Below are 14,307 nucleotides of genomic sequence, written 5' to 3'. Positions count from 1 at the left end.
ACCACCGGCGGATGGCCGTGCAGCGCCCGGTCATCCGCCTTTGAAGACGGGCCGACGCCTGGCCGCGAAGGCGGCGATGCCCTCGCGCGCATCGTCGGACTGGCTCGCGCCGACGATGGATTGCATTTCGGCTTCGAGTTGATTGCCGAGGCTCGTTTCAAAGGACTGCCGTAGCATGCGCCGCATGGCGCCAAAGGCCCGCGTCGGCCCCACCGCCAGCTCGCGGGCGATGGCAAGTGCTTCCGCTTCCACCGCATCGTCCGGCACCAGGCGGGAGACCAAGCCGAATTCTAGGGCCTCCTGCGCCGACAGGCGGCGATTGAGCAGGAACAGTTCCTGCACCCGCCGCATGCCGACCATCCGTGGCAGGAACCAGGTGTTACCGCCGTCGGAGGTCAGGCCCAGCGCGCCATATCCGAGCGCAAACCGCGCGTCGGTGGATGCGACCACGATGTCCGCAATGTAGAGGAGGCCCAATCCGCCTCCGGCCGCCGCGCCGCGCACCGCCGCCACGACCGGTGCATCGATGCTGGTCAAGCGATCGATGGCGCGATGGTAGCCATCGATCATGCGACGAAGCTTGCCCGGCAACTCGGCGGACGGCGTGCCGGCGAAGAGAGTGACATCGCCTCCCACGGTGAAGTTCGAACCGTTTCCTGCAATCAGCACGGCGCGCAAGCCCGGGGCTTCGGCAATTCGCACTGAAACTTCCTCAAGATCCGCGGCCATCTCTTCGTTGATGGCATTGCCCTTGTCGGGACGATTGAGCCTAAGCGTTGCAACACCATCCGCGATATCGAGGAGGACGGTCTTGAACGGGCTCGCGGCATCATGCCAGCGAGCCGTATCGGTATATTGCTCGAGACGCGTGATGCGCTCGCCCTCGAACGTGATGAGGTGCGCGAAGGAGGCGTCGAGAGAGGCTCCTCCATGCCTGCCCTCGCCACGATACCGGCCGGTCACGAGCAGGCACGCCTTTCCGACCTCGAGAAAGCGCTCCGGCTCCGCACGTGCCGCAAAATGCCGGGCGATCGCGCCCCACCCATTGCGGCGCATCGCAGAGGAGCCCTCGTGCCGGCCGCCAATGCCGAAGGGCATTCCCTCGGCGATCTCGCCGACGAAATCCGGATGGAGCAGCATCTCGAGCTGCTCCCTGTTTCCGGCCGCCAGCGCCGCGTAGAGCGCCCGCGCGGTGTCGGAACGCGTGTTCTGCATTCTCGTGCTCCCCGTCAGCAAGGGTCCGGCTATATCCGTTTCGCGACTTCTTCCAGCATGACTTCGGTGGCGCCGCCGCCGATGGTCAGGACCCGCGCGTCCCGAACCATACGCTCGATCGGCGTGCCGCGCATAAAGCCACTGCCGCCGTGCAACTGCAGACAGCCGTGCACGACTTCGTGCAGCACCTCGGGCGACAGCGCCTTAACCATCGACACCGCGCGCAAGCACGGCTGCCCGGCCGCGGCGAGCTCGGCGGCGTGATAGGCAAGCTGGCGCGCGGCGGCGGCCTTGGCCGCGAGCTGCGCGAGCTTCAGCCGCACGGCCTGCTGATTCCAGAGCGGTCCGCCGAACGCCTGCCGCGTCTTCACGTAGCTTGCCGTCAGCTCGATCGCCTTGGCGGATTCGCCGGCACAGATGCCGCCGATGCAGATGCGCTCGTTCTGGAACGTCTCCATGATGCCGTAGAAGCCCTTGTTCTCCTCCCCGAGCAGGGCATTCGCCGGTACACGGACGTCCTGGAAGGCGATCTCGGCGGTGTCCGAGCAGAGCCAGCCATGCTTGTCGAGCTCGGTCACGGCGATGCCGGGCAAATTGCGATCGACGATGAATAGCGAAAGACCGCGGCTGCCTTTGGCATGCGGATCGGTACGGGCCGCGACGATCAGGATGTCGCCGTAGACCGCATTGGTGATGAACATCTTGGAGCCGTTGATCACCCAGCCGTCGCCATCGCGGGTCGCGCGGGTCTTCAGACCGGCGACGTCGGAGCCGGCGTCCGGCTCGGTCACTGCGATCGAGCAGATGGTCTCGCCGCGGATGATTGCCGGGAGGTATTTCTGCTTCTGCTCCGGCGTGCCGCGCAGCGAGATGTGCACCGCCGACATGTCGGTGTGCACCAGGATCGACGACGTGAAACCGCCGAAACTCGAGCGCCCCAATTCCTCGGCGAACACCATCGAGGCCAGCGGGCCCATGTCGGTGCCGCCATACTCCGGCGCGTGGCGCATGCCGAGGAATCCGAGCGCCCCCATGCGGCGAAAGATCTCGCGCGGGATCTTGCCGTCGCGCTCCCAGGCGTCGCCCTGCGGCACGACCTCCTTCTCGACGAAGCGGCGTACCTGCTCGCGCAGCATGCGAAGCTCTTCGGGCAGATTGGGCTGCTCCGAAAATTGGAATTCGGCGTCAACCGGCTGGCGGGAACCTGAAGTCATGACGTTCATTGTGCCGCCCTCCCATCTTCGATGTGCAGATGTCCGCGCAGGAAATTTGCAAGCGCGGCGATCGCTTCTCCAGCCTGCGGGATTTCCGGGAACATCTGGAACACGTGGATCATGCCATCGAAGATCTGCAGCTCGACGTTGACGGCGGCAGCCCTGGCTCTTGCAGCGAGCTCGGTCGAATCGTCGCGCACCGTCTCGCGGTCGCCGACCTGGATCAGAAGCGGCGGCAAGCCGGACAGATCGGCGTAGAGCGGTGAGCCCAGCGGATGACGCGGATCGCCATCCCGGCCCAGATAGTTCTTCGCAAGCGCGAGGATCATCGCACGCTGATGGATCGGGTCGGCCTTCGCGCGGCTTTCGTAGCTCGCACCTGTCGCGGCGAGGTCGGTCCAGGGCGACATCAGCACGGCGGCAGCCGGCAGGGGCTCGCCGCCATCACGCAACGCCAGCATGGCGCCCAGTACGAGATTGCCGCCGGCCGAATCTCCCGCGAGCGCGATGTCGGCCGGCCGCAAGCCTTGGTCGAGCAGGTATCGATAGGCGCTCAAGGCATCGTCCAGCGCGGCTGGAAAGCGATGCTCCGGCGCCAGGCGGTAGTTGATCGCCAGGAGGCGGCAGCCGCAGGCGTGAACGATGCGCGCGATCAGATCGCGGTGCGAGGCGATCGAGCCGACACGGAAGCCACCGCCGTGCAGATAGAGGATGGCTCTCTCCTGCAGCGCGGCGGCCGGCACGATCCACTCGCCCTCGACACCGCCGGCGGAGACCTGACGGCAGGTCACCGGCACGGAGCAGCCCGCGAACGCTTCATCCCAATCGCGACGCATCTGCTCGACGCCCGTATCGCGCGTCCATTTGCGGTAAATCGACTGCAGCCGCTCGACCGCACGATCCACGGGGGTCACCGCAATATCGCTGGCCGCATCCTTCATCTCAACCGCCGATCCCCATGCCGCCGGACACGCCGAGCGTCTCACCCGTGATGTAAGCGGCCTGGTCGGAAGCGAGGAACAGCGCGGCCGCTGCCACCTCATCGGGCTCGCCGAGTCGGCCCAGCAAGGTTGCGTCGGTCATCGCGCGAAGAATCCTGTCGCCACCGCGGGCGACCGCCTGATCCAGCATTGGCGTGCGGATCGGGCCGGGCGCAATCGCGTTCGCCGTGATGCCGTAGCGCGCGTTCTCTCGCGCCATGCTCTTGGTGAAGGCGATGACCCCGCCCTTGGCGGCGGAGTAAACCGCCCCGCCCCTGGAGCCGAGCCGGGCGGCTTCGGAAGTGATGTTGATGATGCGGCCGTACCTTGCAGCCTGCATCGCCGGCAGGACGGCGTGGGTGCAGGCCAGAACGGACGTGAGATTGACCGCGATCAGCTTCGCCCAGTCCTGCGGCGTTGTTTCCGTGAAAAAGGCGTGCTGGTCGATCCCGGCATTGTTGACCAGGATGTCGAACGGCCCGTGCTGCGCCATCGCCGCCTGCACCGCGCCCGCATCGCTGACGTCGAGACGAACCGCCACGGCGCCCATCTGCCGCGCTGTTTCGGAAGCCTGAGCCATGTCGAGATCGGCAATCACGACATTGGCGCCCGCGCCGACGAAGTTCTTTGCAATCGCGGCGCCAATGCCGCGCGCGCCGCCCGACACGAAGGCGCGCCGGCCGTCCAGACGTCCGAATGGAAGCGTATCGGCCACGCTCAGCGTCCCGCGAAGACGGGCTTGCGCCGCTCGATGACGGCGGCAAGGCCCTCGCGCGCGTCGGCCATGCCCGACAGCTCCGAGACCGTGCGCGCCTCTTCGGATAGGCATTGCTCGATACTCGTCCCGGTGCCGGCCCAGACCAGGCGCTTGGTCGCGGCAAGCGCCTTCGGCGCGCCGGCGGCGAGCTCGCGCGCCAGCGCCAGCGAGGCCTCAGTGAGTTCGTCGTCAGGAACGACCTTGGTGACGATTCCCATGTGTAGCGCCTCGGCCGCCGTAATCACGGGATTGGTGAGGAGGATCGACATCGCGCGCCGCAGGCCCACCAGGCGGGACAGCGTGACGGATACGCCCGCATCCGGCGCCATCGCCACCCGCGTCGCCCCCGCAAGGAACCTGGCCGACTCGGCCGCGATGACGATGTCGGAGGCGCAGACGAGGCCGAAGCCGCCGCCGCCCGCCGCAAAGCCGTGCACCGAGGCGATGACGGGCGCTTCGAGCCGCAGCAAACCGCTGACCGCATTCTGCAGATAGGCCGTCGCCTGGCGGATATAGTCCGGCAATTTCTCGCCCTTGGATGCAAAGGCACGCACGTCGCCACCGGCGCAGAAGTTCGCGCCCTCGCCGCTCAGCAGCACCACGCGCAGATCGGGGTGGCCGTGACACGCCATGATGGCATCGCAGAGCGCGCCGAGAAGCTCGACGCTCATCCCGTTCGCGGCATCGGGCCGGTTGAGACGCAGGCGCGCGATGCCGTCGTCGATGTCGAGCAGAACGGGTCCCTTGTCGATCATGGCGCGAGAGCTTTCCTAGACCAGGAATGACAGCGTGTAGATCGCCTTGTCGTTGTTGACGAGCACCACCTTCTTGTAAGCCATGCGCAGGTCGCCATCGACATGGCGCAGTCGATACTCGTTGCGGGCGGCCCACAGCGTGTCGTCGCGCAAGCTCGATTCGAAGATCAGGCTGTTGCTGGCCACCGCAATGTCGCCGCCCGGTCGCTCGTCCATCAGCTCGATGTTGGAGACGAGCCGGCGCAGGTTCGATTGCGGAGTCTGGGTGAAATGCTTGCCTGTCATGAGCTGGCGCACGCGCAGGGCTATCCGCGAGCGGTTGTCGTAGATGATGGACATCTCCCGCTCCGGATCGATATTGGCGCCGTTGGCCGGCACCCAGTAGACGCCGTCATCGGTCCAGAGCCTTTCCCAGGCTTCGTATTGATGCTCGTCCTGCAGGCGCGCCTCGCGATTCAGGAAGGCGGTCACCGCGCTCATCAGCGTGGCGCTGCTCTCGCGCGACAGCATCAGGCGGCCTCCATCAGCTTGCGATAGTGGGCCCAGATGCCGCGCGACGGCACTTCGTCGGTGACGTGGCCGACCTTGAAGCCGAGCTCGTCCCGGCGCTCGCGCTTTTCGCCGCGGCCGAGAAAGACCCATTCCGGATTGCGCGCCAGCACGCCGCGATGGCAGCGCTCGTACATCTCGGAATCGTCGGCGAGCAGGAAGCCGGCCGGGCCGACGGAGCCCATGGTCTGCTGGCGCAGGCGGCGGTTGAGGTCGGGCGCCCCCTTGAACTGGAGCGCAGTGACGTGCTGCACACTGTCGTCGACACCGAGCGGCTGAATGACGAACATCTGGATTTCGGCAATGAACAGGTTCGGGAAGATCATCACATGCGGCGTGCCGTCGATCATGATCTCGCGCGCGGACGTATCGCCATAAGCCGCCTTCATGCGCGCCGCGTAGGCGGGCAAGCGCTCTTCACTGGTGCCGAACCAGCTCATCGGCAGGTCGCGCTTGCGGAACTCCGGCCGCAGGTCGATCTCCGTGTGGCCGTTGCCGTAGTCGCGGGTCAGTGCGGTCGAGGTCCCGCCATAGAGCTTGCCGATCATGCTGTCGGCGACGCCGAAGATCGAGGTGTGAACGAAGGCCGGATGATAGCCGTCGCACTCGTTCTCAAGGATGAACTTCCAGTTCGCCTTCACGCGATGCTTGAGGAAGCCCGCCGTGATCTCGACCTCGCCCTCCGGCGACGTGCGCGCCAGCCGGTCGATGGTCTCCGTGGCGCCCCCGAGATGCTCCTTCAGCGTTGGCCCATCGGCGGCGAAGGAGCCGAACACAAACCCGCGGTAGGATTCGACGCGCGTCACCCGACCGAGCGCGAGCTCGGCCCTGTCCTGTCCCTCGTAACCATCGGGGAAGGCATAGCCAACCAGGCGGCCGTCATTGGCGAAGGTCCATGAGTGGAACGGACAGGTGAAGGACCGCGCATTGCCGCGCTCATAGGAGCAGACCTGATTGCCGCGATGGGAACAGCGGTTGAGCAGCAGGTTGACCTTGCCCTGCTCGTCGCGCGTCATGATCACGGATTGCGGGCCGATCGACTTGATTACGTAGTCGTTGGTCTTCGGGACCTCGCTCTCGTGGCCGACGTAGACCCAGGTCCGGTACCAGATGTTCTGCAGCTCCGCCTCGAAGATGGAACGATCGGTGTAGAGCGAGCCATGGACCCGATCGGGGTGGATCAGCTCGTTCCATTGCGCCATCCGTCGCACAACGTTCATCGTCCGGCCCTCGAGCGAATAATAATCCGACTGACCGTTTAACTATTAGCAGAGCTACCGCCGTCAGGCAAGTTCGAATGCACGGTCTGACGCCATTGCCCCCGGCGATAGGGTGCAACTGCCAAGGCCGGTCGGCCAGCGCCGGGGTTCAAACGCCGCTGCCGGCAGCCGGAGCAGAAGCCCTCGCGGAGAGCCGTTCGGCGCGCAAAGGTTCGGGTTGCCGTGTCAGCGGCAACCGAAACTCGAAGGCTGAGTTGCCGGCCCGCTGCCGTTCCATCTTTCATCAGCGAAGACACAGGCCGGATAGCTTACGCTGTTGTCGCGCGACTCCAGCAGAATCCCCTCCGGAGGCGCGGTCGCGCTTGCGCGCAGTATCGAGGATCATCGACTTGAAATCTCGGTCGGGCAGTCGGCGATCATCGCCTGAACAAGTTGGTAGTCCGCGACCGGCTCGCTTCAACTGAACGCGGCTGCTGGTTTGGCGGATCGCCGTGCCGAGCATCCGGAACGCCGCGCTCGAAGTGCGGCCACGTGAACGCGCTGCTCGTTCAGGGCCTTCATGGTTGTTCTTTTCGCGCTCGAGAGCTCTTGGTAGCAGATGTAGCCGGACATACGCTCTCTGCGTCGGGGGCACAACTCAACTAAAAATTGTAGAATTGATCAAATGCGTTTGCCACTCTCGGGCGTTGGGCCGGGCTCGTCGAAATGGAACCGTTGAGCGAATACTTTCGCCCATTCTCGCGTCTTTGACCGTGGAAGAGATGGACATTCTCGAGGGGACAGAACGGATCGACTGACTGACCGTCGGCCCTCCCTCGGCGCTTCTAAGTTTGTGGTCGTCGGCCCGCTCTGGTTTGAGCAATTCATCAGACGCTCATTGAGGCTGCCACATCGGCAGGGCCCCGGCGAAGACATACGCACGTCAATCCTATCGCACGAAACTACCTCCCGAGCCCCATCATCGCTCCAAGGCCGCTTGCCAAAGCTGGCTAATGATGGATTTTTCTTGATCTACCGGTGCACACGTCGTGCACACGCGGCCTTCTAACTGGCTGGAATTACTAAACTCTCGCTCCAATCCATCATGGGCCAATTTGAGCCAATTTGGTCCAGCGAACACCAGAGGGAGCACACGTCATCCATTCTGTGGCGCAAATGAACAGACTAGATCGCCGTGTAGCCCCCGTCGGCGTTGATGCAGGCGCCGGTGATGATCGATGCCTTGTCGCTGGCGAGAAAGGCAACAACCTCCGCGATCTCCTTGGGACGGGCCAGACGGCCGATCGGCTGGCGCACCAGCATCGCCTGCCGGGTCGCTTCGGGAAGCTTGGCAAGAAGCGGCGTATCGACATAGCCCGGCGAGACGCAATTGACCCGAATGCCGCACTTTGCATAGGTCAGGGCGACGGAGCGGGTTAGATTGACGACGGCGGCCTTTGCGGCGGAATAGGCGTTGCTGTTCTCCTGGCCGACATGGGCAAGGATCGACGCCATGTTGACGATCGCACCGCCGCCTGCCGCCAGCATGGCGCCGGCCGCGAACTTGTTGCAGAGTGCGACGCCGGTGAGATCGACGTCGATCACGCGACGCCAATCGGCAAGATCGAGCTCATGGATCGGCGACTTGCGCTCGGGAATGCCGGCATTGGCGACAAGAATGTCTAGCCGGCCAAAGCGGGATGTCGCGAATTGCATCAGCGCAGCAACATCAGCCTCATCGGTCACGTCGAGGCGCTGGAACGTAACGGAAAATCCGTCGTCGGTAAGCTCCGCCGCGAGGCCCGCACCGCTTTCGGCGAGATCGCCAATCACGATTTTCGCGCCCTCGGCAACGAACAGCCGTGCGATCGCCGCACCGATCCCGGAACCGCCGCCGGTGACGACCGCGATCTTTCCCTCCAGCAGCATCGCTGCGCTCCCTATCAATTGTCCTCGAACCCCGGTCGCGGAACGATGCCCATCATTGTCCTGGTGAAGCCGCCATCGACGACGATCTCTTCGCCGCTGATGTAGCTCGCACGTTCGCTTGCCAGAAACACCACCGCATCGGCGATATCTCCGGACCGGCCGATCCTGCGCAACGGCACGAGCTTTTGCCGCGCGGCCTCAACACCTTGCGCCCGGTAGATGGCTTCGGTCATCGGGGTGCGGATCATGCCTGGACTGACGACGTTGCTGCGCACGCAGCATGGTCCCCACTCGGTCGCGAGCTGACGGGAGAGCATGACGACGCCCGCCTTGCTCACGCTATAGGCACCACTATGTCCTTGCGGAAAAGAGGCCGCGATCGAGGCGACGTGGACGATCGCGCCCGCCATCCGCGCCAGCATCGGCGCGCCGAACGCCCGCGCACAACGCAGATAGCCGGTCAGGTTGAGCGCAAGAATCTTGTCCCAATCCGCCATACTGACGGCGTCGAGACCGCCAGGCAGCATAGTGCCTGCATTGTTCACCAGAATATCGGGAGAACCGACCTTCGTCCCGACATGCTCGGCGATGCGCGCGACATCGTCATCGCCAGTGACATCACAGACGAAGAACTCTGCCTGCCCTCCCCCTTGGCGAATCTCTGCCGCGACGGATGCCCCCGCCTCATCGCGATCGAGCACCACCACATTCGCTCCGACCGCGGCAAGACCATGCGCGATGCCTCGCCCGATGCCGGCACCGCCGCCGGTGACGATCGCAATTTTTGCGGTGAGGTCGATCCATGTCATGCAAATCTCCGGGAGTTGAGGACGCCGGCGCGTCAGGTCGTCAAGCCAGCCAGCGACGGCAGTTCGATCCTGCGGATCAGCCGGTTCTCCTGCGCCGTGATGAGATGCTCTGACGCCTTCAGGTAAGCCGGCCAATCCGAGTCCTTGTCGCGCGCAGCGTGCCGGCGCTCGAACTCGCCCATGTCGGGAAAGCCCCAGAGGTGCACGATCTGGTTCAACGGCCCGACCGCGCTCGTGAACATTCCGAGCGGCCGACCGAGATAACGAAGCTGGACCGGCATTGCGAGCCGGTCGAACACATCGATGAACTCCGCCATCTTGCGCAGGCGAATGGTGTAGACGCGCAAATCGACGATCGCAGGTTCGGTCATCGGATGTCCTTCAGGCTTGCTGGCCGGCCAGATGGCGGCCGGTGATGTAACCGAATGTCATGATCGGCCCGAGCGTGATGCCGGCGCCGGGATAGTTGCCGCCCATGATCGAGGCGCGGTCGTTGCCGACGGCGTAGAGGCCCGGTATGGCGGCGCCGTCGCGGAGCAGTACTCGGCCGACCACGTCGGTGGTCAATCCATCGAATGTTCCGAGATCGCCCATGATGATCTTGAGCGCGTAATAGGGCCCGGCACCGATCGGAGCGACATTCGGGTTCGGCTTGTGCTCGGCGTCGCCGAGATAGCGGTTGAAGGCGGTGCTGCCGCGCTTGAAAGCGCGGTCGATCCCCTGGACCGCGCTCTCATTATAGGCGCGCACGGTCTGTTCCAGACCATCGGCATCGATGCCCACTGCCTCCGCCAGCGCGCGCAGGGTCGCGGCGCGCTTCAGATAGCCGTTGCGCACGAAGATCCCGACCGGCACCGGCGCCGGCTTGGCGTAGCCGAGGCCGTATTTCCGAATGGTGGCGTGATCGCAGATCAGCCAGGCCGCGGTCTCCTTTCCGCCGGCGCCATCGGCAATCATGGCCGCGCCGACATCGTGATAGGACTCGGATTCGTTGGTGAAGCGGCGTCCCTGCCGATTGACCGCGATGACCCCAGGCTTGTAGCGATCGACGAGATGGGGGAAGACGCCAGTGCGCTCGCCCAGCGGAACGCGCGACACCGGCATCCAGGCCGAGGCATTGCTGAAGCGGATGTCGCAGGTGCCTCCGGCCTGCTCTGCCATGCGAATGCCATCGCCGGTGTTGGCCGCGGGCGTCGGCGACAGATGCTCGCCGCCCCTTGCCAGGTGAGGATAGGCACGGGCGATACGCGCGGCGTCGTGTGGGAAACCGCCGCTCGCCAGCACCACCGCACGGCGCGCCGTGATCCGGTACTCTCCCTTTGCATCGCGCACGACCGCACCGGTCACGGTGCCGCCCTCGTTGATCAGCCGTTGTGCCGGCGTTGCCGTGAGCAAGGGAATCCGGAGATCCAATGCCGTCTTCGCCAGGCGCGCCGCGAGCGCATTGCCGCTCGTGATCTTGACGCCGCGACGATACAGCAGGAGATCCCAGAGGTGGCTCGCGAGCCGCTTGGCGACATAGACCGCAGAGGTCAGCGAGCGCGTTACGCGGAAGAAATGCTTCAGCTCGTCGTTGGACGAGTTGAACATCATGCCGATGAAGGTGATGGTCTCGAGCGGCGGCCGCAACCGCTTGATGTCCTCTCCCAGCGCCCGGGCGTCGTAGGGAGCCGCCGTCACCGAACGGCCTTGCTGCGCGCCGCCCTCGACGTCAGGATGATAATCGGGATAGCCCGAGAGGATGAATTTCGCCTCGCTCTCCCGCTCGAAGAAATCGAGCATGCGCGGGCCGGCGTCGAGGAACGCATCGATCGCCGCATCGTCGAAATGGTTGCCGGCCTCGTGCTTGAGGTAGGTCCGCGCCGCCTCACGGCTATCGGATACACCGGCATCGCGCGCGTGCCGATTGCCGGGGATCCAGAGCACGCCACCGGAGAACGCAGTGGTGCCGCCGAAATACTCATCCTTCTCGATGATGATCACATCGAGCCCGGCCTTGCGCGCGGTGATCGCGGTGGACAATCCGCCGGCACCGGAGCCCACGACCAGCACGTCGCACGACAGATCACGCTCCTGTCCCGGCATTGGCAGTCCCTCCCGCGACATCCCGGAGCGCTGCTTGCTGCAGGCTTTGCGGATGCGCACGTTCTGGATAGGCGCGCTCAACCGCGACGCCAATGGACGAAACTTGTTTCGTATTGTACTTTTCGTAAGCGCGGCGCAGCGAACGGCACGCGCGCCCGATGCCGCAGAGGGAACCACCGGCATGATCCCGCACTATTTTCTCTATGAGGAGGCCGCTCCCAAGGTCGAACCCTCGTTCCTGCATATCGAGCCTATCCCGGTGCGGAGCGGCCGCCACGATTGGACAATCCGAACGCATACGCACCCGGACCACCACCAGATCCTGGTCATCAGCAAGGGCGGTGGGGCGATCGAGGTTGAGGGCGAGCGCTGGGACTTGAAGCCCCCGGCCCTTGTGATCATCCCTGCGCTCACGATCCACGCCATCCGCTTCAAGCCCGGCACCGACGGCTACGTCACCACCGTGGCCCCGCCCTTCCTGCAGTCCGCGCTCGACGACGATCCTGAACTCGTCGACGGCTTTCACCTCCCGGCCCGGTTTCTTTCGCACCAGATCGGTGACGATATCGACCTTGTCGGCATGGCCGCCTCGCTCGAACATGAATTCGTCTGGTCCGCGCCGGGCCGGCGGGCGGCCATCCAGGCCTATCTGCAATTGCTCGCGGTGGCGGTGCGCCGCCTGCGCGAGCAGGAACGCGAGCGGCCCGTTGCCCTCGCACGCGATGCCGACACGGTGATGCGCTTTCGCGAGCTGGTCGAGCAGCAATATCGCGATCACACCCCGCTCGACCTCTACGCCCGCAAGCTCGGCGTGACGACGGCGCGCCTCAATGCTTGCTGCCGGGTCACGACCGGCCGGTCATCGCTCGAGCTCATCCACGATCGCCTGCTCACCGAGGCCAAGCGCAATCTGCTCTATTCGGACATGAGCGTGAACGAAATCGGCGCCATCCTCGGCTATGAGGACCCGGCCTATTTCAACCGGTTCTTCTCACGCAATGTCGGCATGCCGCCCGGCCGTTTTCGGGAGAGCCTGTTACCAGACGCGTCCCGCGCCGCCCGCAATGGCGGGTCTACACCGCCCGTCGGAGCGATCAAGAGCCGAGCGTGAAGGCCAACCCCTGCTCTTTCAACCTGGCAGTGCCCGTTTCGAGATCTGCGAGCGGCCGGTCGGACAGGATCTCGAGGACGATCTTGCCTCCGTAGCTCCGCTGCTTCAACAGTGCGGCAATGGCCGCGAAGTCGATGTCGCCTGTGCCGATCGGATCGTGCCGCCACTGCCCCTTCGGGCTATCGGAGAGATGAACGATACCGAGGCGCGGCCACAAGCTGTTAAGACCCTCGACCGGATCTTCGCCGATCGCAAGCGCGTTGGCGACGTCGTAGATAACAGGCATGTCGCCATAGCCTTCGGCATCGAGGAAGCGGACGATATCGCTCGCGCTGGCCAGAAGCCCCTGCGGATGATTTTCGAGAATGATCGGGATTCCAGTGCGCTGAGCCTTGTCATGGATGCGGGCGAAGGCCGCGCGAAAGCTCGTCATGAGGCGATCGTTCGCCTTGGCCAGCAGCGCATGCCGCCGTCCGGAGCCGACGCAGATCCAGTGCGCGCCAAGTTCGGCGGCACGATCGATCGCGGACATGTAGGCCTCGACGGCGAAATCGACCACGTCGGCCGACGGGCTCGCCAGATTGATGTCGCTGCTGGCGAGATCGAGTGCCAGCAAGAACAGACCGTGGCGCTCGATGAGCGCGCCGATCCGCTGCGTGCGCCCGGCGTCCTGTCGCCAGGGATCGAAATGCGGTGGCGTCGCCATCAATTGAACGGTGCGATAGCCAGCATTGGCGAGTTGCGCCACGGCTTCCTCCGCGACGCAATCCCAGGCGAAGCCGAACGTGTGAGCACCAAGAACCGGGATCGTCATGACGTCGTCCGATAAAGTTCGATGGTACGGCGAATGCCGTCCCGCAGCGAAGTCGCAGGCAGGTTCGGAAATACGCGCCTGAGGTCGCCCTCTCCGATATCCTCGGCGAAAGGAAGCTCGGGTCCGTCGATGCCGATCTTCGCATCCGGGACCACGGCCCTCACGGCGGCCACGACGTCGTCGTTCGATACCACCTCGCCAGGCAGGTTGAAGACGTGCGCGCCGTCAGGCTCGCGCAACAATGCGGCCTCGTAGGCAGCGACCACGTCGTCGACAAACACGAGACCTGCGGTGCTGGCATAAGGGATCACGTAGCTCTCTCCCCGCGCGGCTGCGCGACAGGCCAGCGATGGCCCCGCGGTCGAGCCGGTCTCGCGGCCGAAGCCATAGACGATGTAGGGCCGGAAGCCGACGCTGGCGATGCCGTGATCCGCCCAATAGGCCCGCGCACTGCCCTCGCAGGCCAGCTTGAAGGTGCCGTAATGGGTGATTGGACGCGGCGTCGTGGCGTCGTCGGGACCGTACACGCCGGCGCTGCTCGTGAACACGATGCGCCGGATGCCCAGCCCCTGCGCCGCATTGAAGACGTTCAGCGTTCCAACCAGATTGATCATCGCGCCGCGAACGGGATCGGCCTTGCATGCCGGCGTCAGGACGCCGGCCAGATGAATGATGCCATCGCATCCCTCGGCAGCCGCGCGCACCGCATGCGCATCGGCGATATCACCGAGGCGCCACTCCACCGCCGCCGCGGCGCCTCCCACGATCGCGCTGAACAGCGCCGTACGATCGACCGGCTCGAAGATTTGAAGCTGATGCCCGCCATCGACAAGACGGCGCGCCAGCCACGCACCAATGAAGCCACCACCGCCCGTAATCAGAATTCGCAT

At 64.9% G+C, this 14,307-nt stretch carries 14 protein-coding genes; 1 reads left to right on the top strand and 13 read right to left on the bottom strand.

Annotated elements, in window-relative coordinates; translation table 11 throughout:
- Positions 1–30 precede the first annotated feature (30 nt).
- The 11 genes from FJV43_RS31970 to FJV43_RS31920 form a co-directional block, all read right to left on the bottom strand.
- Positions 31–1,140: an enoyl-CoA hydratase-related protein gene (locus FJV43_RS31970; RefSeq protein ID WP_239622980.1), complete on the bottom strand. Its 1,110-nt coding sequence runs from the start codon at positions 1,138–1,140 to the stop codon at positions 31–33.
- Positions 1,141–1,244: 104 nt separating this feature from the next.
- Entirely contained in the window at positions 1,245–2,438 is a 1,194-nt protein-coding gene (locus FJV43_RS31965) for an acyl-CoA dehydrogenase family protein (protein ID WP_239622979.1), read from the bottom strand.
- On the bottom strand, positions 2,435–3,370 hold the full coding sequence (locus tag FJV43_RS31960; protein ID WP_239622978.1) for an alpha/beta hydrolase: 936 nt from the start codon (positions 3,368–3,370) through the stop codon (positions 2,435–2,437). Before FJV43_RS31960 ends, FJV43_RS31965 begins: the two co-directional genes overlap by 4 nt.
- 1 nt (position 3,371) lies before the next feature.
- On the bottom strand, positions 3,372–4,124 hold the full coding sequence (locus FJV43_RS31955) for an SDR family oxidoreductase (RefSeq protein WP_239622977.1): 753 nt from the start codon (positions 4,122–4,124) through the stop codon (positions 3,372–3,374).
- A gap of 2 nt (positions 4,125–4,126) precedes the next feature.
- A complete protein-coding gene (locus FJV43_RS31950; protein WP_239622976.1) occupies positions 4,127–4,921 on the bottom strand; it encodes an enoyl-CoA hydratase-related protein in 795 nt (264 codons plus the stop codon).
- Positions 4,922–4,936: 15 nt separating this feature from the next.
- A complete protein-coding gene (locus FJV43_RS31945) occupies positions 4,937–5,431 on the bottom strand; it encodes an aromatic-ring-hydroxylating dioxygenase subunit beta (protein WP_239622975.1) in 495 nt (164 codons plus the stop codon).
- Positions 5,431–6,690, bottom strand: a complete 1,260-nt coding sequence (locus tag FJV43_RS31940; protein ID WP_239622974.1) for an aromatic ring-hydroxylating dioxygenase subunit alpha — start codon at positions 6,688–6,690, stop codon at positions 5,431–5,433. The genes FJV43_RS31945 and FJV43_RS31940 overlap by 1 nt, the downstream gene beginning before the upstream one ends.
- 1,164 nt (positions 6,691–7,854) lie before the next feature.
- Entirely contained in the window at positions 7,855–8,598 is a 744-nt protein-coding gene (locus FJV43_RS31935) for an SDR family oxidoreductase (protein ID WP_061879152.1), read from the bottom strand.
- A 14-nt stretch (positions 8,599–8,612) separates the two neighbouring features.
- Positions 8,613–9,407, bottom strand: coding sequence for an SDR family oxidoreductase (locus FJV43_RS31930; RefSeq protein ID WP_061879153.1), 795 nt, complete (start codon positions 9,405–9,407; stop codon positions 8,613–8,615).
- A gap of 32 nt (positions 9,408–9,439) precedes the next feature.
- Complete coding sequence (locus tag FJV43_RS31925) at positions 9,440–9,778, bottom strand: NIPSNAP family protein (RefSeq protein ID WP_061879154.1); 339 nt, start codon at positions 9,776–9,778, stop codon at positions 9,440–9,442.
- Between the two features lie 10 nt (positions 9,779–9,788).
- Entirely contained in the window at positions 9,789–11,492 is a 1,704-nt protein-coding gene (locus FJV43_RS31920; protein WP_061879173.1) for an FAD-dependent oxidoreductase, read from the bottom strand.
- On the opposite strand from FJV43_RS31920, the gene FJV43_RS31915 reads away from it, so the two are divergent.
- On the top strand, positions 11,413–12,603 hold the full coding sequence (locus FJV43_RS31915; protein ID WP_239629704.1) for a helix-turn-helix domain-containing protein: 1,191 nt from the start codon (positions 11,413–11,415) through the stop codon (positions 12,601–12,603). The two genes, FJV43_RS31920 and FJV43_RS31915, sit on opposite strands and share 80 nt — an antisense overlap.
- Here FJV43_RS31915 and FJV43_RS31910 read toward each other — a convergent pair.
- Positions 12,587–13,417, bottom strand: coding sequence for a sugar phosphate isomerase/epimerase family protein (locus FJV43_RS31910; protein WP_239622973.1), 831 nt, complete (start codon positions 13,415–13,417; stop codon positions 12,587–12,589). The two genes, FJV43_RS31915 and FJV43_RS31910, sit on opposite strands and share 17 nt — an antisense overlap.
- Complete coding sequence (locus FJV43_RS31905; RefSeq protein WP_239622972.1) at positions 13,414–14,307, bottom strand: SDR family oxidoreductase; 894 nt, start codon at positions 14,305–14,307, stop codon at positions 13,414–13,416. Before FJV43_RS31905 ends, FJV43_RS31910 begins: the two co-directional genes overlap by 4 nt.

The sequence above is a fragment of the Bradyrhizobium sp. I71 genome (genome assembly GCF_022354745.1).
Classification (GTDB): domain Bacteria; phylum Pseudomonadota; class Alphaproteobacteria; order Rhizobiales; family Xanthobacteraceae; genus Bradyrhizobium; species Bradyrhizobium liaoningense.
This window is presented reverse-complemented; position numbering and strand designations above follow the sequence as displayed.

What these genes read in the sequence shown, in the direction of transcription:
- FJV43_RS31970 (WP_239622980.1), bottom strand. Translation starts at nt 1,140, where the DNA reads ATGCTGCTCCATCCGGATTTCGTCGGCGAGATCGCCGAGGGAATGCCC.
- FJV43_RS31965 (WP_239622979.1), bottom strand. Translation starts at nt 2,438, where the DNA reads ATGAACGTCATGACTTCAGGTTCCCGCCAGCCGGTTGACGCCGAATTC.
- FJV43_RS31960 (WP_239622978.1), bottom strand. Translation starts at nt 3,370, where the DNA reads ATGAAGGATGCGGCCAGCGATATTGCGGTGACCCCCGTGGATCGTGCG.
- FJV43_RS31950 (WP_239622976.1), bottom strand. Translation starts at nt 4,921, where the DNA reads ATGATCGACAAGGGACCCGTTCTGCTCGACATCGACGACGGCATCGCG.
- FJV43_RS31945 (WP_239622975.1), bottom strand. Translation starts at nt 5,431, where the DNA reads ATGCTGTCGCGCGAGAGCAGCGCCACGCTGATGAGCGCGGTGACCGCC.
- FJV43_RS31940 (WP_239622974.1), bottom strand. Translation starts at nt 6,690, where the DNA reads ATGAACGTTGTGCGACGGATGGCGCAATGGAACGAGCTGATCCACCCC.
- FJV43_RS31935 (WP_061879152.1), bottom strand. Translation starts at nt 8,598, where the DNA reads ATGCTGCTGGAGGGAAAGATCGCGGTCGTCACCGGCGGCGGTTCCGGG.
- FJV43_RS31930 (WP_061879153.1), bottom strand. Translation starts at nt 9,407, where the DNA reads ATGACATGGATCGACCTCACCGCAAAAATTGCGATCGTCACCGGCGGC.
- FJV43_RS31925 (WP_061879154.1), bottom strand. Translation starts at nt 9,778, where the DNA reads ATGACCGAACCTGCGATCGTCGATTTGCGCGTCTACACCATTCGCCTG.
- FJV43_RS31920 (WP_061879173.1), bottom strand. Translation starts at nt 11,492, where the DNA reads ATGCCGGGACAGGAGCGTGATCTGTCGTGCGACGTGCTGGTCGTGGGC.
- FJV43_RS31910 (WP_239622973.1), bottom strand. Translation starts at nt 13,417, where the DNA reads ATGACGATCCCGGTTCTTGGTGCTCACACGTTCGGCTTCGCCTGGGAT.
- FJV43_RS31905 (WP_239622972.1), bottom strand. Translation starts at nt 14,307, where the DNA reads ATGCGAATTCTGATTACGGGCGGTGGTGGCTTCATTGGTGCGTGGCTG.